Source organism: Pseudomonas sp. ASL8, from assembly GCF_056680355.1.
In genome coordinates this window covers 3065510-3080676 of the sequence record NZ_CM155278.1, presented here as the reverse complement: position 1 = coordinate 3080676, position 15167 = coordinate 3065510, and the positions used below count along the sequence as shown (strand labels likewise).

Annotated in this window: 17 protein-coding genes; 9 read left to right on the top strand and 8 right to left on the bottom strand. The window is 58.9% G+C overall.

Annotation, left to right across the window (positions count from 1 at the left end):
- Positions 1-47 precede the first annotated feature (47 nt).
- A complete protein-coding gene (locus tag AC1MEA_RS14130) occupies positions 48-698 on the top strand; it encodes a DUF2959 domain-containing protein (RefSeq protein WP_480416521.1) in 651 nt (216 codons plus the stop codon).
- Here AC1MEA_RS14130 and AC1MEA_RS14125 read toward each other — a convergent pair.
- Entirely contained in the window at positions 675-1340 is a 666-nt protein-coding gene (locus AC1MEA_RS14125; RefSeq protein ID WP_480416520.1) for a thiopurine S-methyltransferase, read from the bottom strand. The two genes, AC1MEA_RS14130 and AC1MEA_RS14125, sit on opposite strands and share 24 nt — an antisense overlap.
- A gap of 103 nt (positions 1341-1443) precedes the next feature.
- Here AC1MEA_RS14125 and AC1MEA_RS14120 point away from each other — a divergent pair, with 103 nt between their 5' ends.
- Positions 1444-2211, top strand: coding sequence for a DODA-type extradiol aromatic ring-opening family dioxygenase (locus AC1MEA_RS14120; protein WP_480416519.1), 768 nt, complete (start codon positions 1444-1446; stop codon positions 2209-2211).
- Between the two features lie 143 nt (positions 2212-2354).
- Here AC1MEA_RS14120 and AC1MEA_RS14115 read toward each other — a convergent pair whose 3' ends face one another.
- The gene (locus tag AC1MEA_RS14115) at positions 2355-4037 is read right to left on the bottom strand and encodes a DEAD/DEAH box helicase (protein ID WP_480416518.1); all 1683 of its coding nucleotides are present in this window, start codon (positions 4035-4037) and stop codon (positions 2355-2357) included.
- A gap of 418 nt (positions 4038-4455) precedes the next feature.
- Here AC1MEA_RS14115 and AC1MEA_RS14110 point away from each other — a divergent pair, with 418 nt between their 5' ends.
- Positions 4456-5247, top strand: a complete 792-nt coding sequence (locus tag AC1MEA_RS14110) for a crotonase/enoyl-CoA hydratase family protein (protein WP_449633700.1) — start codon at positions 4456-4458, stop codon at positions 5245-5247.
- Positions 5248-5259: 12 nt separating this feature from the next.
- Here the strand turns inward: AC1MEA_RS14110 and AC1MEA_RS14105 are convergent, their stop codons facing one another.
- On the bottom strand, positions 5260-6015 hold the full coding sequence (locus tag AC1MEA_RS14105; protein ID WP_219061664.1) for a spermidine synthase: 756 nt from the start codon (positions 6013-6015) through the stop codon (positions 5260-5262).
- Between the two features lie 393 nt (positions 6016-6408).
- Here AC1MEA_RS14105 and AC1MEA_RS14100 point away from each other — a divergent pair, with 393 nt between their 5' ends.
- Positions 6409-7755, top strand: coding sequence for a class II 3-deoxy-7-phosphoheptulonate synthase (locus AC1MEA_RS14100; protein WP_219061665.1), 1347 nt, complete (start codon positions 6409-6411; stop codon positions 7753-7755).
- A gap of 73 nt (positions 7756-7828) precedes the next feature.
- On the opposite strand, the gene AC1MEA_RS14095 is transcribed toward AC1MEA_RS14100, so the two are convergent.
- A complete protein-coding gene (locus AC1MEA_RS14095; RefSeq protein ID WP_480416517.1) occupies positions 7829-9043 on the bottom strand; it encodes a winged helix-turn-helix domain-containing protein in 1215 nt (404 codons plus the stop codon).
- Positions 9044-9093: 50 nt separating this feature from the next.
- Entirely contained in the window at positions 9094-9330 is a 237-nt protein-coding gene (locus tag AC1MEA_RS14090) for a DUF1127 domain-containing protein (RefSeq protein ID WP_219061667.1), read from the bottom strand.
- 94 nt (positions 9331-9424) lie between these two features.
- Between AC1MEA_RS14090 and AC1MEA_RS14085 the strand changes: the two genes are divergently transcribed.
- A complete protein-coding gene (locus AC1MEA_RS14085) occupies positions 9425-10279 on the top strand; it encodes a LysR substrate-binding domain-containing protein (protein WP_219061668.1) in 855 nt (284 codons plus the stop codon).
- Here the strand turns inward: AC1MEA_RS14085 and AC1MEA_RS14080 are convergent.
- Positions 10269-11015, bottom strand: a complete 747-nt coding sequence (locus AC1MEA_RS14080; protein ID WP_219061697.1) for a sulfite exporter TauE/SafE family protein — start codon at positions 11013-11015, stop codon at positions 10269-10271. The genes AC1MEA_RS14085 and AC1MEA_RS14080 overlap by 11 nt on opposite strands.
- Before the next feature lie 210 nt (positions 11016-11225).
- Between AC1MEA_RS14080 and AC1MEA_RS14075 the strand changes: the two genes are divergently transcribed.
- Together AC1MEA_RS14075 and AC1MEA_RS14070 are read left to right on the top strand one after the other, a co-directional pair.
- Positions 11226-11696, top strand: coding sequence for a MarR family winged helix-turn-helix transcriptional regulator (locus AC1MEA_RS14075; RefSeq protein WP_480416516.1), 471 nt, complete (start codon positions 11226-11228; stop codon positions 11694-11696).
- Positions 11697-11886: 190 nt separating this feature from the next.
- Complete coding sequence (locus tag AC1MEA_RS14070; RefSeq protein WP_480416515.1) at positions 11887-12306, top strand: organic hydroperoxide resistance protein; 420 nt, start codon at positions 11887-11889, stop codon at positions 12304-12306.
- Positions 12307-12407: 101 nt separating this feature from the next.
- On the opposite strand, the gene AC1MEA_RS14065 is transcribed toward AC1MEA_RS14070, so the two are convergent.
- Positions 12408-12977, bottom strand: a complete 570-nt coding sequence (locus tag AC1MEA_RS14065) for an elongation factor P (RefSeq protein ID WP_330201660.1) — start codon at positions 12975-12977, stop codon at positions 12408-12410.
- 47 nt (positions 12978-13024) lie between these two features.
- Positions 13025-14158 (bottom strand): elongation factor P maturation arginine rhamnosyltransferase EarP, encoded by a 1134-nt coding sequence (earP, locus tag AC1MEA_RS14060; protein WP_480416514.1) that lies wholly within the window; start codon positions 14156-14158, stop codon positions 13025-13027.
- Between the two features lie 126 nt (positions 14159-14284).
- Between earP and AC1MEA_RS14055 the strand changes: the two genes are divergently transcribed.
- Both AC1MEA_RS14055 and AC1MEA_RS14050 read left to right on the top strand, forming a co-directional pair.
- Positions 14285-14662: a hypothetical protein gene (locus AC1MEA_RS14055; protein WP_449633694.1), complete on the top strand. Its 378-nt coding sequence runs from the start codon at positions 14285-14287 to the stop codon at positions 14660-14662.
- A 17-nt stretch (positions 14663-14679) separates the two neighbouring features.
- Entirely contained in the window at positions 14680-15162 is a 483-nt protein-coding gene (locus AC1MEA_RS14050; RefSeq protein ID WP_449633787.1) for a GreA/GreB family elongation factor, read from the top strand.
- The last annotated feature ends 5 nt before the right edge of the window (positions 15163-15167 follow it).

Here is a 15167-nt window from a genome sequence, read left to right as displayed (position 1 = left end):
ACGCGAGTCGCCCTTTTTGTTTTATCCGGATCAGGGAATAAACCGTCATGCGCTCGCTCGCCCTCGCCTGCATCGCCCTGTTCGCCCTGAGCGGCTGCCAAAGCGCGTACTTCGCCGCCATGGAAAAAGCGGGCATCCCAAAACGACAAATGCTGGTCAGCCGGGTTAATGACGCACGCGACGCGCAACAAGATGCCAAGCAGCATTTCAGCAGCGCGTTGCAGAACTATCGCAGTGTGGTGCAATTCACGGGTGGCGACCTGGAGAAACGCTACAACGCGCTGAATGATGATTACCAAGCCAGCGAAAAAAGCGCCGCCTCCGTACACCACCGCATCGGCGCCATCGAAAACGTGGCCGATGCGTTGTTCGACGAATGGAATGACGAACTCGATCAATACAGCAACAAAGACCTGCGCGCCGCCAGCGCCAAGGAGCTGGTTCGCACCCAGACCGAATACCGAGAGTTGCTACAGAAAATGAAAACCGCTGAAAGCCGCATCGAGCCGGTGCTGAGCGTATTACGCGATCACGTGCTGTTCCTCAAGCACAACCTCAACGCCCAGGCGATTGGCGCACTCAAGGGTGAAAACAGCAACCTGCAAGGCAATGTCGACCAACTGCTTAAAGACATGCAGCGCTCAATCGACGATTCCAATGCGTTTGTTCGCCATCTACAGGGCAGTGCGACGCAGTAGGCGATAGGCCCGCTCCTCAAGCCGCGTAACGCCGCCCTGCAAAAATCTCCAGCTCTTGCCCAGCACATCGCACTCATCAAGGGCGTCCAACTGCCAGTCCGCTGCCAGCAACTGCTGCACTTCGGCATCAGGCACTGAAAACGGTGGTCCGTCGATTTGAGTCTGATCGTAATCCAGGGTGATCAATAACCCTTGGCACCCGCGAGGCAAAATCTGCGTGAGGTGCCGCGTATAGCGTTGGCGCATCTCAGGTGGCAGCGCGATCAAGGCCGCACGATCATAAAGCCCGACACACTCACTGACGTCTTCTGCCGTGAGCGCGAAAAAATCGCCACACCACAACTCGATCGACTCAACACTGTAGACCTTGAACGGCCCGCGCTGGCTGATCTGCGCATCCAGTTGCTGTTCGCTGAAGAAGTCCTCCACGGCCTTTTCCGACAGCTCGACACCCAGTACGTGAAATCCTTGGCCGGCCAACCAGGCCAGATCAAGGCTTTTACCGCACAGCGGCACCAGCACCCTGGCGTGCTCCTTGAGCTCAAGCTCGGGCCAGAAGCGTTGTAAATACGGATTAACCTCGCCAAGATGAAAACCGATCTGATCGAGTGCCCAGCGCTTGTGCCAAAAGTCCGGCTGCATAAATACTCCTGATAATTCGATAAAAATACGCGAAAACTTATATTAGATTTAGATCAATGTTCTACCTGAAGATAGCCCCATCTTAACGCTCAGGACGCTCACTATGTTTCCCAGCTTATTTATCTCTCACGGCTCGCCGATGCTTGCACTCGAACCTGGCGAAAGCGGCCCCGCACTTGCTCGCCTGGCCGCCGAACTGCCTAGGCCGCGAGCCATTGTGATCGTATCAGCCCACTGGGAAAGCCAGGAACTGCTGGTCAACGCCAACCCTCATCCGGAAACCTGGCATGACTTTGGAGGCTTCCCGCCTGCCTTGTTTGCCGTGCAGTACCCGGCACCCGGCTTACCCGAACTGTCAGCACAGGTGGTCGAACTCCTGACCGCTGGCGGCCTGACGGCGAAAATCGACAGTCAGCGACCGCTTGATCATGGCGTCTGGGTGCCATTGTCGTTGATGTACCCGCAGGCCGATATTCCCGTCGTGCAAGTTTCGCTTCCCACCCGCCAGGGGCCTGCCCTGCAAACCCAGGTCGGTCGCGCACTCGCCAGCCTGCGTGAGCTAGGTGTGCTGGTGATTGGCTCTGGCAGCATCACCCATAACCTGCGCGAACTGGACTGGCACGCCGGACCGGAAAGCGTCGAGCCCTGGGCCAAAGAGTTTCGTGACTGGATGATCGACAAGCTGAAGAACAACGACGAAACCGCCCTGCACGACTATCGCCGCCTGGCGCCCCACGCCGTTCGTAGCCATCCCAGCGATGAACACCTGCTGCCACTATTCTTCGCCCGCGGCGCTGGCGGCGAATTCAGCATCGCGCACCAAGGCTTCACCATGGGCGCGCTGGGGATGGACATCTATCGGTTTGGCTGAAAGCCGGTATACCGCGTCACGCTAATCGCGGCGGGACGCGCAGTTGCAAGCCTGCTCCTACAGGGTTTGCGTCAACTGACAGGCAAAAAAATCCCCGAACCAGTCGGGGATTTTTTTGTTCAGACGATCAGCTCAAGAGCAGATCAGTCTTCGCGATAGCGACGCAGCTTCAACTGCTTGCCAGCAACGCGGGTGTCTTTCAACTTGGTCAGCAGACGCTCAAGGCCATCTTCCGGCAGCTCTACCAAGCTGAAGCTATCACGCACCTGGATGCGGCCGATTGCTTCGCGGGCCAGGCCGCCTTCGTTGAGGATTGCACCCAACAGGTTTTTAGCAGCGATACCATCACGCGCACCCAGCGCGGTACGGCAACGAGCACGGCCTTCAGCCAATGGAACCGGAGCGCGACGCTCACGATCAGCACCGCTGCGCTCAGGACGATCACCCGAAGATGAACGATCGCTACGCTCACGTGGCGCGCTGGTCGGAACCAGTGGGCGATCACGTTCGATGGCTGCCAGCGTCAATGCTTGACCGTTGGTAGCTTTGCGCAACAGAGCGGCGGCCAGGGCACGTGGGCTGCAACCGATATCGGCGGTCAGGCGATCAAGCAGATCACCGTGGGTCGATTCAGCGTCAGCAACCAGTGGAGCCAGGCTGTTAGTCAATTTCTTGATGCGGGCATCGAGAACTGCTTGAGCATCCGGCAGGCGGACTTCAGCAACTTTCTGACCTGTAACACGCTCGATCACTTGCAGCATGCGGCGCTCACGTGGAGTCACCAGCAGCAATGCACGACCTTCGCGACCGGCACGGCCAGTACGGCCGATACGGTGAACGTAGGACTCTGGATCGTAAGGCATGTCCACGTTGAATACGTGGGTGATACGCGGAACGTCAAGCCCACGGGCAGCAACGTCGGTCGCAACCACGATGTCCAGACGGCCATCCTTGAGCGATTCGATGACGCGTTCACGTTGGTTCTGAGCAATGTCACCGTTCAGCGCAGCAGCTTTGTAGCCTTTGGCTTCCAGGGCGCTGGCCAGATCCAGAGTCGCTTGCTTGGTCCGCACGAACATGATCAGTGCGTCGAAGTCTTCCACTTCCAGGAGGCTCAGAACAGCAGAGGTCTTCTGGTCAGCGTGAACCAACAGGTGAGCCTGTTCGATCGCGGTAACAGTCTGGGTCTTGGTCTGAATCTTGACGTGCTTCGGATCGCGCAGGTGGCGCTCAGCGATGGCACGGATCGATTGAGGCAAAGTGGCCGAGAACAGAACGGTCTGACGGGTCGCTGGCAAGGCCTTGAAGATAACTTCGAGGTCGTCCATGAAACCCAGCTTCAACATTTCGTCCGCTTCGTCGAGAACCAGGTGGTTCACGGTAGCGAGAACTTTTTCGTCACGGCGAAGGTGATCGCACAGACGACCCGGCGTGGCGACAACGATCTGCGCGCCATTACGGATAGCTTTCAATTGCGGGCCCATCGGCGCACCGCCGTAGACAGCCACAACCGTTACGCCCGGCATTTGCTTGGCGTAGGTTTCGAAAGCGGTAGCTACTTGCAGGGCCAGTTCGCGAGTTGGCGCAAGAATCAGCGCTTGTGGTTCGCGTTTGGTCGGGTCGATGCGATGCAGGATCGGCAAGGCGAACGCGGCGGTTTTACCCGTACCGGTTTGCGCCTGACCAATCATGTCGTGACCGGCCATGATGATCGGGATAGATTGCTGCTGAATAGCCGAAGGCTCTTCGTAGCCAGTCGCGATAACGGCTGCAAGAATAGTAGGGTGTAGTTCAAAAGCGGCGAAGCCGCCGATTTCCTGGGTCATGGGTCTGCCTCTAGTGCATCCGCAAAGACCCATGTTCCAAAGCTGCGCGTGCCGTGTAAGACCCTAGAGTCGCCCTGGCTGCTTTGTCGGCGGGGATTTGCGAAAACGTTTGAATGAATGGATCGTCAAGGATAGTCCGCAGAGCGAACAAGCAGCCGAAGCTGGCTTCGGGGAATTGCAATACCTGTACGAGGGCCCTGTTAAAGGCCGGCGCGCACTATACCGGAATTACGCACAAAAGTGAGGGTTTTTTAACAAAATAATGGCTGCGCGTCCGTCCGTCGCAGGCTTTGCGTAAATTCGTCGCAGTGTCTATTTTGCAAAGGCCCGGTATCGCGAGGCCACGCTGCTTAAACGGTTCACTGATCCAGGTGTTCACCGCACGTCAAATGCCACTCTGCGCACAAGGATTATGCCTATGCCCTCCCCCTCCATCGGCCGAGTCAGTCGCGAACAGCGGGGTCATATCATGCTGATAGGCTTGGATCGCGTCGCCAAACGCAACGCCTTTGACCTTGACCTGCTCAATGACCTGAGCCTCGCCTACGGGGAGTTCGAACGCAACGATGAGGCAAGAGTGGCCGTGGTATTCGCCCACGGTGAGCATTTCACGGCCGGCCTTGATCTGGCTTCGGCTGGACCGACCCTGGCCAGCGGCTGGGAAGTGCCCGAAGGCGGGTGTGATCCCTGGGGCGTGTTCGCCGGTCCCAGGGTCAGCAAGCCGGTGATCGTCGCCGCGCAGGGTTACTGCCTGACCATCGGCATTGAGCTGATGCTCGCCTCGGACATCAACCTGTGCGCCAGCAACACCCGCTTTGCGCAAATGGAAGTGCAGCGCGGGATCTTTGCGTTTGGCGGCGCCACCTTGCGCCTGCATCAGCGGGCGGGTTGGGGCAATGCCATGCGCTGGCTGCTGACTGGCGACGAGTTCGACGCGCATGAGGCTTATCGAATGGGCCTGGTTCAGGAAGTCATGGCCAGCGAGGATTTGCTGCCCCGCGCGATCAAACTGGCCGGGCGCATCGCCGAGCAAGCACCGCTAGGGGTCAGGATCACCCTGGCTTCAGCCCGTCAGGCATTGCTGGAGGGGGAAACCGCAGCGGCGAAAAGCTTGCCAGAGCTCATTCGCAGCGTCATGGACAGCGAAGACGCCAAAGAAGGCGTACGGGCGATGCTGGAACGCAGGCCAGGCGACTTCAAAGGCAACTAGCGGTCCCGACAATCACGTCGCCGGGCGGATGGCCTTGATCAACGGCAGCAGCGAATAACCGAGGCGCGGCGCGAGGGTTTCGGCGCGCTCGGTCAGTTGTTGCAGGTCCAACGTCTGCTCCAGGTTCGCCGGCACCATCAGAATCACGTTGCCCTCCTTCACCGGCAGTTCCCAATAGTGGCGGTGATAAAGACCGCGCAACAGCGCAGCGCCCAAGGGTTTTCCGTCATCGGTCGCCCATTGATTGATCACCAGCCAGCCACCCGGATTGAGGTGCTTCTGACAGTTTTCCAGAAATTGCCAGGCCAGATGACCGACACCCGGGCCCAGATCGGTGTACAAATCAACGAAGATCAGGTCGGCGGTTTCGGCAGTGCCGAGCAATTCAAGGGCATCGCCAATGCGTATGTACAGGCGCGGGTCGTCATCCAGACCGAGAAACTCGATGGCCAGCCGCGGTACGTCAGGGCGCAACTCGATGGCTTCGACGTCTTCGAGCGGCAAAAACTTGAGGCAAGCCTGGGTCAATGTCCCCGCGCCAAGGCCCAGAAACAGTGCAGTTTCCGGCGCTTCGTGGCACAACGCGCCAATCAGCATGGCGCGGGTGTAGTCGTACTCCAGCCAGCTAGGGTCGGCGGTGAACGTGCAGCTTTGCTCGATGGCGTCGCCGAATTCGAGGAAGCGATACTCGTCCACTTCCAGCACGCGAATCATGCCGAAATCATCGTGCACCTCAGCCAGTACACGCTCCACCCTCTCCTCAGTCATTGCCGCTCCTATCAAAAAACCAGTAACTAATTGAAAAATAAATAAAATCTTCAGACAAACGCTGACCCTGCAGATCCCGTCTTGACCCTCACCGCGCAAGCGCACGTTCTGAGTCAAACCCAGCCCCGCCGGAAGCCCGTGCCGGGCTTATTCGCAGACAAGTCAGCTCCTACATGCACATCAAAAGCATTGCCACACCGTCCTAGCGCGCCCCGGTCGCTCCGCCCTACGGGCAGAATCGAGACCGAGCTTGCTGTACGAACGCGCGGATTGTCCGCGAACAAGGCCCGAGAGGTCACGTTAATTATTGATTGAGCCTACAGCCCCCTCCGCTGGCACCCAGGCACTGAACTGCTAACATGGCCGTCCGACCGCACTGACTTAGAGTTCACCATGAGCCAACCCTGGAGCCCCGACAGCTGGCGGGCAATGCCTATTCAGCAGCAACCTCAATACCCCGACGCCGCGCACTTGTTGCGTGTCGAGCAGAGCCTGGCCGGTTATCCGCCGCTGGTGTTCGCCGGGGAAGCCCGAGAGTTGCGGCGTCAGTTTTCCGAGGTGACCCAGGGTCGCGCGTTCCTGCTGCAAGGTGGCGACTGCGCAGAAAGCTTTGTCGAGTTCTCTGCAGCGAAGATTCGCGACACCTTCAAAGTGTTGCTGCAAATGGCCATCGTCATGACGTTTGCCGCCGGCTGCCCGGTGGTCAAAGTCGGACGCATGGCCGGTCAGTTCGCCAAGCCTCGCTCCTCCAACGATGAAACCATTGGCGGCGTGACGCTCCCGGCCTACCGGGGCGATATCGTCAACGGCATCGGCTTCGATGAAAAAAGCCGCGTGCCCGATCCAGACCGTCTTTTGCAGGCGTATCACCAGTCCACGGCCACCTTGAACCTCCTGCGCGCATTCGCCCAGGGCGGTTTTGCCGACCTGCATCAGGTGCACCAGTGGAACCTCGACTTCATCGCCAATTCAGCGCTGGCCGAAAAGTACAGCCAACTGGCCGGCCGCATCGACGAAACCCTGGCCTTCATGCGTGCGTGCGGCATGGACACCTCGCCGCAATTGCGTGAAACCAGCTTTTTCACCGCCCACGAAGCCTTGCTGCTGAATTACGAAGAAGCGTTCGTGCGCCGCGACAGCCTGACCAACGATTACTACGATTGCTCGGCGCACATGCTGTGGATCGGCGACCGCACGCGACAGCTGGACGGTGCCCATGTCGAGTTCCTGCGCGGGGTCAAGAACCCTATCGGGGTCAAAGTCGGCCCGAGCATGGACCCCGAGGACCTGATCCGCCTGATCGACACGCTCAACCCGGACAACGATCCAGGCCGCCTGAACCTGATCGCCCGCATGGGTGCGAACAAGGTGGGCGATCACCTGCCGCAACTGATTCGGGCAGTCGAACGCGAAGGTCGCAAGGTGCTGTGGAGCTCCGACCCGATGCACGGCAACACGATCAAGGCCAGCAGCGGCTACAAGACCCGTGACTTCGCGCAGATTCTCAACGAGGTCAAACAGTTCTTCCAGGTGCATCAGGCCGAAGGCACTTACGCTGGGGGGATCCATATCGAGATGACCGGTCAGAACGTCACCGAATGCATCGGCGGCGCACGCCCGATCACCGAAGACGGCCTGTCTGATCGTTACCACACCCACTGCGACCCACGGATGAACGCCGACCAGTCGCTGGAATTGGCGTTTTTGATTGCCGAGACGTTGAAACAGGTTCGGCACTGATTGAGCCGTTTCTAATGTAGGCGCTGCCAAAGGCTGGGATCGACTCCAGCCTTATTGCAGCCTTTGACGGCGCCTACAACGAGCCGGATGCCACCCGTAACCGTGTCGCGCTCGCCCGCTGACAATTGATCTGAATATCCGGCAATCCCAGCCAGTCGGCCAGTTGCCGCAGATTTCGCGCCAGCGCCTGCATGCCCTCCTCGTCCAGCCCGCTTTCTTCCTCATGCACCGCGTGTACCGCCAACCGTCCCAACCCTCGCTCAGCCCGCAAGTCGACTCGCGCGGCGATCCGTTCGTTGTGCAAAAACGGCAACACGTAGTAGCCGTACACCCGTTTGTGCTGCGGGGTGTAGATCTCCAGGCGATAGCGAAAGTCGAACAACCGCTCGGTGCGACTGCGTTCCCAGATCAGCGAATCGAAAGGCGACAGCAAGGCACTGGCCGATACTTTGCGCGGCAGTTTGATCTCCGGCAGGCAATACGCGGGCTGGCGCCAACTGTCGACCTGCACCACCTGCAACGCGCCCGCCTCTACCAACTCGGCCAGACCCGCACGACTTTGCGCCGGACTCAGGCGGAAGTAATCGCGCAGGTCTTTGTCAGTCCCCACCCCCAGCGCCGTCGCGGCGTGCAACAACAAACCGCGCTGGGCCTCGGCGTCACTCAGTTCCGGGTGATCGAGAATCGCGACGGGCAATACCCGCTCAGGCAGGTCATACAAGCGCTCGAAGCCACGACGACCCGCCACCGTCACTTCACCGGCGGCAAACAACCACTCCAGGGCATGTTTCTCCGCGCTCCAGTCCCACCAAGGGCCCGCGCGCTCCTGGCGACTGCTCAGGCTCCCGGCGCCGAGCGCACCTCGCTCGCGAACCACCTGTAAGACACGGGCAATGGTCGCTTGCTGTTCGCGTCCGAATTTAGCCATCTCCTGATAGATCCCGACACCCTGGGACGCCTGACGCATCCGCCAGCGCAGCAAGGGATAAAGACTGAGCGGCAATAACGAGGCTTCATGCCCCCAGTACTCGAACAACTTGCGCTGCCGGCCCTGGCTCCAGGCCACTTGATCCAGCAACGGTTGGGGATAGTTACCCAGACGGGAATACAGCGGCAGGTAGTGCGAACGCACCAAGGCATTGACCGAATCGATCTGCAGAACGCCCAAGCGCTCGATCATCTGGGTGATGTGCGCGGCCTTGATCGAGGCTGGCGGCTGGCGCCCGTTGAATCCCTGGGCGGCCAGCGCCATGCGCCGTGCCTGTTTGAGCGATAGACCTGCGGACATACAGAACCTCCTGTTCAGTCCACAACGCTACCTGATCGACCGCCGTGCTGTCAGCGTTTCATTGGGTCATTCCAGAACGGCCGCTCGACTTCTTGCTGGGTATCGGCACGACTCAGGCCGATGTCCTTCAGGGCGTCATCACTCAGGCTCGCCAGTTGTTGGCGCTGACGATGCAGTTCATACCAGCGCAGCAACTGGCGCGTGATCATGCTGATCAGGCGTGTACCCAATGAACTGCGATTCACCCTGCCCTGCACCAGCACATAACCTTTTTGACCTTTCATCATCTTGTCCTCCAAGTGGGGATGACTAAAGTCTCGCGCCAGCGCTAAGATCAATCCAACGAATGTTTCTTATGCGCTGCATCTGGGAGATTGATGAATGGCCACCTACCCGAGCATCGACAGCGAGCTGTTGCGCACCTTTGTCGCGATTGCCGACGAGGGCGGGTTCACCCGTGCCGGAGAAGTCGTCAACCGCACGCAATCGGCGGTCAGCATGCAGATGAAACGCCTGGAAGAAGACATTCTTCAGCGCTCACTCTTTCAAAAGGACGGTCGCACCGTCAGCCTCACAGTCGAGGGCCAGGTGCTGCTCGGTTATGCCCGACGCATCCTCAAACTGCACAGCGAAGTGTTCAACACCTTGCGTGAGCCGCACATGGTCGGCGTGGTGAAAATTGGCTCGCCGGACGACTACGTGATGCGGTTTCTGCCGGGGATTCTGTCGCGCTTCGCCCAGGCCTATCCTCTGGTGCAGGTGGAAGTTCACTGCGAACCCTCCAAGCAACTGCTACAGCGCCAGGACCTGGACTTGAGCATCGTCACCCGAGAACCGGGCACCGAAATCGGCCAGATTTTGCGTCAGGAGCGCTTTGTCTGGATGGAGGCGCGAGGTTTTTGCCCTCACGAACAAACGCCGCTGCCGCTGGCGATGTTCAACACCGACTGTTTTTGCCGGATATGGGCCTGCAATGCGCTGGACGCGATGCAGCGCGAGTACCGTATCGCTTACACCAGCGCCAGCCTGTCGGCGATCAGTGCCGTGGTCACCGCTGGTCTGGCGGTGACTGCGCAACTCGAGAGCTTGCTCACACCGGACCTGCGCATCATTGGCGAGGCCGAAGGAATGCCGCAATTGCCGTCCGCCAGCATTGTGCTGCTGCGCAATCCGAAAAATACCTCGCCGGTCACCGAATGCCTGGCCGAACACATCGCTGACGGCTTCAAACTTTAAACGCGAGCACCACGGCGCAAATCACCAGAAAGCCGCAGAACAGCGAACGCAGGAGTCTTTCGGGCAGTGAATGCGCCAACCTCACGCCCCAACTGATGCTCAGCAGGCCGCCCACCGCCAAGGGAATGCCCATCTGCCAGTTGACGTGGTCATGCACCGCGTAAGTAACCAACGTGATGGCGGTGCTGGGCGCTGCCAACGCCAGCGCCAACCCTTGCGCCGCCACCTGTGTCGCGCCGAACACGCCGGTCAGAATCGGGGTCGCCACCACCCCGCCACCGACACCGAACAGGCCGCCCGTCATCCCCGAGCCGACACCCAGCAGCCAAAGCCATTTCACATGCCGCAATTCGCTGCTGGCCTGGCCCTTGTGCCAATACATCTGAATCAGGTTGAACAGCGTCAACACAATCAAGAACGCGACGAAGCCCAGACGCATGCTGTGCGCATCCAGGCGCACCGCCCACAACGACGTCAGCCAGGCGAAGCAAAAGCCGGGAATGATCAGCATCAGGGCATTGCGCAGGGAGATCCGGTTGCGCTGGTGATAACGCAACAATGCCAATAACACGTTAGGCAAGACCATGAGCAACGCCGTGCCTTGTGCCATTTGCTGGTTCAGACCAAACAACACCCCCAGCGCAGGAATCGCGACCAGTCCGCCGCCGATACCAAACAACCCACCCAACGTCCCCATGACGGTGCCCAATAAAACATACATCCCGATTTCAATCACACCGCGTCCCCAGTCAATCCATGGGCGCATGCTACGCAGTCCGATGACGCAGGGAAACGCATAGGCAGGCTCAACGCCTTCACATTCCATGCACAGAGGCTTCACCTTTCATGAATGCGACGGCGACTGACGCTGAGCCGTAGAATTTATCTGGTGCATTAAAGATCGCGGCACTAAATTAGAGCGCATTACCGCACACAGGACTCTCACATGAGCGCTGACGACAGCTCCACCCGCAACGCAGACAATGGCAACCATTTGCTGCTCGACAGTCAGCTGTGCTTCGCCCTTTACTCGACATCGTTGATGATGACCAAGGTCTACAAGCCTTTGCTGCAAGCCTTGGGCCTGACTTATCCACAGTACCTGGCGATGATGGTGCTCTGGGAACACGACGGCATGACGGTGGGTGAAGTCAGCACGCGCCTGCTGACCGACCCGGGCTCCCTGACACCCTTGCTCAAACGCCTTGAAGGCGAAGGCCTGCTGAGCCGCACCCGGAGCAAGGAAGACGAACGTGTTGTGCGGCTGAACCTCACCGAGCAAGGCCGTGCGTTACGCGAAAAAGCCAAAAGCGTGCCCTCCTGCATCTTCGCCGCCACAGGCACGACGGTGGACACGCTGAAAAATCTGCAAAGCGAACTGCTCGCCCTGCGTGGGAATTTGCACGACAGCCTTTGACTGACCGTCACACCGCGAAGACGATTTATCAGACAAAGGCGCGCGCGCCCCGCCCCTAAAACCCGCCGGTCATCACATTCCTCACTATTTATCTTGCGCACTAACTATTCGAGCGATACATTTGCCGCTCATTTAGTTAGCGCGCAAACATTTGGCGCGCTATTTAAAATAAACGCTATGAGGACTCACCATGAACACGCTCTATACCGCTGTCGCAACCGCTACCGGTGGCCGTGATGGTCGCGCTGTTTCCAGCGACAACATCCTCGACGTCAAACTGGCTACCCCAAAAGAACTGGGCGGCGCTGGCGGCGAAGCCACCAACCCTGAGCAACTATTCGCTGCGGGCTACTCGGCCTGCTTCATCGGCGCGCTGAAATTCGTTGCTGGTCAAGAAAAACGCACTGTCCCGGCAGACGCTTCGATCACCGCCCACGTCGGTATCGGCCAGATCCCCGGTGGTTTTGGTCTGGACATCGACCTGCACATCAGCCTGCCAGGCCTGGAGCTCGCCGACGCACAGCAGTTGGTCGAAGCCGCTCACCTGGTTTGTCCTTACTCCAACGCCACCCGTGGCAACGTCGATGTACGGTTGCACGTCACGGTCTGACTCGCTGATGGTGAAGCAAGCCGCCTACTTCACCCATCAACACGTACAAAAAAGCCCGACTCGATGGTCGGGCTTTCGTGTGTTGCGGAACAAGACAACGCTTATTTAGCGCGGCCTTTGTAAGAACCGCCATCACGTGTGTCGATCTCGATCCTGTCGCCGATGTTGACGAAGTCAGCAACGCTCAGCTCGGTACCGTTTTTCAGTTTGGCTGGCTTCATCACCTTGCCCGACGTGTCGCCACGTGCGGAACCTTCGGTGTAGTCAACTTCACGAATGATGGTAGTCGGCAGCTCGACGGAAACCAGGCGTTCTTCAAAGAAGATCGCTTCGCAAACGTCAGTCATGCCTTCTTCGATGAACGGCAGAACAGCTTCCAGGTCTTCAGCGTTCAGCTCGTACATGGTGTAGTCGGTGGTGTCCATGAACGTGTAGGTGTCGCCGCTGATGAAAGACAGCGTGGCGGCCTTGCGATCAAGGATCACGTCGTCCAGTTTGTCGTCGGCGCTGTACACGATCTCGGTCTTGTAACCGGTCAACAGGTTCTTCAACTTGGTTTTCATGATCGCGCTGTTACGACCGGACTTGGTGAATTCAGCTTTCTGAACCAACCAAGGGTCATTCTCGAGCCGAATCACGGTGCCGGGTTTCAGTTCTTTACCAGTTTTCATTACGAATATCCGAATTTGGATGGATTTACAAATATCTAGGCCGCGCATCATATCCAATTTCGGTAAAACTGTACTAGAGCCGCTGCAAGATCTGCCTGCGAAGCCTGCTCCTGACACCAGTATTCGGCGTGCCGGGTGACTTCCGACCAGTGTTGCAGTACATCAGACCAGCTTTGACCCATGTCCTGTCCGGCATTCCAGGCTCGCCAAACATCCCTCAGTGCCTGGGCAGCCGCAGGCGAGAGGCCCTGGAGATAGAGATCGAGGAACGCGTCGAGCTTGACCCAGTGTGCATCGTCATCTTGTTCATAGATGTGCCAGAGGAACGGTCGACCGGCCCATTGTGCACGAACAAACGAGTCTTCCCCGCGTACGGCGTTGAAATCGCAGCACCACAGGAGGCGGTCATAGTCCTCCTGTCGGACGAATGGCAGCACGTGGACCGTCAGCGAATCACGGACTTCCAAGGCTCCCGGCCGCAAACCCTCGACGCCCAGCCAACGCTGCAGGGCGCCCAGAATGCGCCCTTCCGGCACCAACAAGTGGGTCGGTCGGCTGTCGGCGGCCAATGCCGTCAGCCAACTGGCCAGCCCGGCGTTTTCATAGGAGAACAGCGACATCAGGCGCGCGCCTTCCTCCGGAACCACGCCCAAGCTTCGTAAAAAGGTTCGCTGCAGGGCTTGGTCCTGCTGGAAAGCGTGGCGCTGATCGAGCAAGCCGGCTTCGCGCAACAAGCCCCCGGTCGTCTGACGAAACCCGGGAAAGAAGAAAATCTTGCGCAGGCCGTTGGATTGCGGTGATGGCAACGCATGGCAACCGGACACCCACTCCTCGGCGCTGAGGTAGTCCAGGTTCAGCCACAGCGGCGGGCGCATGCGTTGAGGCATGGCGTCCCGATACGCCTGGGGCAAACGGCAGGCAAACGACTCGATCACCACGTCCGCCGGTTCGGTCGGCTGCCAGTCCTTGGTCCAATGGCAGACGCTGACCCCCTCCTGCCACTGCTGCGCGGCGTCCACTTGGGCACCCGGACACAGCCGCACGAAGGGCTGTAAATCATCTACCCACAAACGTACCGCGAAGGGGTACTCCGCCGCCAATTGCCGGGCCAGACGCCACGTAACACCGATATCGCCGTAGTTATCGACAACGTTGCAGAAAATATCCCAGGAGACTTTCATGCCTGGTTCCCTAAAGAAGAAACGCTAAAGCCGCTGATTGTCTGTCATAACGGCCTGTAAGCTCCAGCTTCGGCCGTCTGTCGTGCGACAATCGTCGGCATCCGCTGATCACGCCAGGAACTTGCAATGCTCTCTCAACCCCTGAAATTGATTATTTGCATTGCCTTGGGCGTCTGGCTCGGGTTCATCGCTATCGCGGTGACGGTGGGACTGGCTTACACCACGACGCTCGCCAGTCAGGTCAGCGCATTGAACAGCGTTGTCAGCCAGTTCAAGGCCTCCACCCTCGGCTCGCGTCCTCCGGCGCAACCGGCGTCGGAAAACCCGATGTTCGACAAGTACAAACAGAACCTGCAGGACAGCCAGGCCCAGCAAGCCCAGGAACAGAATCAGGCCGCTCAGGAAAAACGCCTCAGCGCGCCGAAATGCCAATTCTGGCTACAGCAGGATCAAACCGCGCCCAGTGAAAAAACCCGGGCCAATGTCAGTCAGTTTTGTGGTTAGGCCTGATGCAATCAACCCTGAATAAGCAGTCTGTACTCGAACTGATCATCGCCAGACTCGTCGTTGATCTGGACGTTGCGCAACGTGCGGCCCAGACCGCCTACGAAACCGCGACCCACGAAGAAAATATCGCCGAAAACAAGTACGACACCCTGGGCCTCGAAGCGTCGTACCTGGCAGCAGGTCAAGCACGGCGCGTCGAGGAAATCCGCCAGTCGCTGGTGCTGTACCAGAACCTGAGCCTGCGACCTTTCGACGAGCAACGCGGGATTCAAATCGGCGACCTGCTCAGCCTGGAGGCCGGCAACGGCAGCCAGCAGCAGTTATTCCTCGGGCCCGATGCCGCAGGCTTGAAGATCTACCAGGGCGACGTATTGATCACGGTCATCACGGCCCGCGCGCCGCTGGGGCAAAACCTGCTCGGCAAGGCGGAGGGGGATACCGTAGAAATCACCATCAACGGCGCGCGCCAATCGTTCGAAGTCACTCACGTGATGTGAAACCT

Coding starts and splice junctions, on each gene's coding strand:
- AC1MEA_RS14130 (WP_480416521.1), top strand. CDS start 48: ATGCGCTCGCTCGCCCTCGCCTGCATCGCCCTGTTCGCCCTGAGCGGC.
- AC1MEA_RS14125 (WP_480416520.1), bottom strand. CDS start 1,340: ATGCAGCCGGACTTTTGGCACAAGCGCTGGGCACTCGATCAGATCGGT.
- AC1MEA_RS14120 (WP_480416519.1), top strand. CDS start 1,444: ATGTTTCCCAGCTTATTTATCTCTCACGGCTCGCCGATGCTTGCACTC.
- AC1MEA_RS14115 (WP_480416518.1), bottom strand. CDS start 4,037: ATGACCCAGGAAATCGGCGGCTTCGCCGCTTTTGAACTACACCCTACT.
- AC1MEA_RS14110 (WP_449633700.1), top strand. CDS start 4,456: ATGCCCTCCCCCTCCATCGGCCGAGTCAGTCGCGAACAGCGGGGTCAT.
- AC1MEA_RS14105 (WP_219061664.1), bottom strand. CDS start 6,015: ATGACTGAGGAGAGGGTGGAGCGTGTACTGGCTGAGGTGCACGATGAT.
- AC1MEA_RS14100 (WP_219061665.1), top strand. CDS start 6,409: ATGAGCCAACCCTGGAGCCCCGACAGCTGGCGGGCAATGCCTATTCAG.
- AC1MEA_RS14095 (WP_480416517.1), bottom strand. CDS start 9,043: ATGTCCGCAGGTCTATCGCTCAAACAGGCACGGCGCATGGCGCTGGCC.
- AC1MEA_RS14090 (WP_219061667.1), bottom strand. CDS start 9,330: ATGATGAAAGGTCAAAAAGGTTATGTGCTGGTGCAGGGCAGGGTGAAT.
- AC1MEA_RS14085 (WP_219061668.1), top strand. CDS start 9,425: ATGGCCACCTACCCGAGCATCGACAGCGAGCTGTTGCGCACCTTTGTC.
- AC1MEA_RS14075 (WP_480416516.1), top strand. CDS start 11,226: ATGAGCGCTGACGACAGCTCCACCCGCAACGCAGACAATGGCAACCAT.
- AC1MEA_RS14070 (WP_480416515.1), top strand. CDS start 11,887: ATGAACACGCTCTATACCGCTGTCGCAACCGCTACCGGTGGCCGTGAT.
- AC1MEA_RS14065 (WP_330201660.1), bottom strand. CDS start 12,977: ATGAAAACTGGTAAAGAACTGAAACCCGGCACCGTGATTCGGCTCGAG.
- earP (WP_480416514.1), bottom strand. CDS start 14,158: ATGAAAGTCTCCTGGGATATTTTCTGCAACGTTGTCGATAACTACGGC.
- AC1MEA_RS14055 (WP_449633694.1), top strand. CDS start 14,285: ATGCTCTCTCAACCCCTGAAATTGATTATTTGCATTGCCTTGGGCGTC.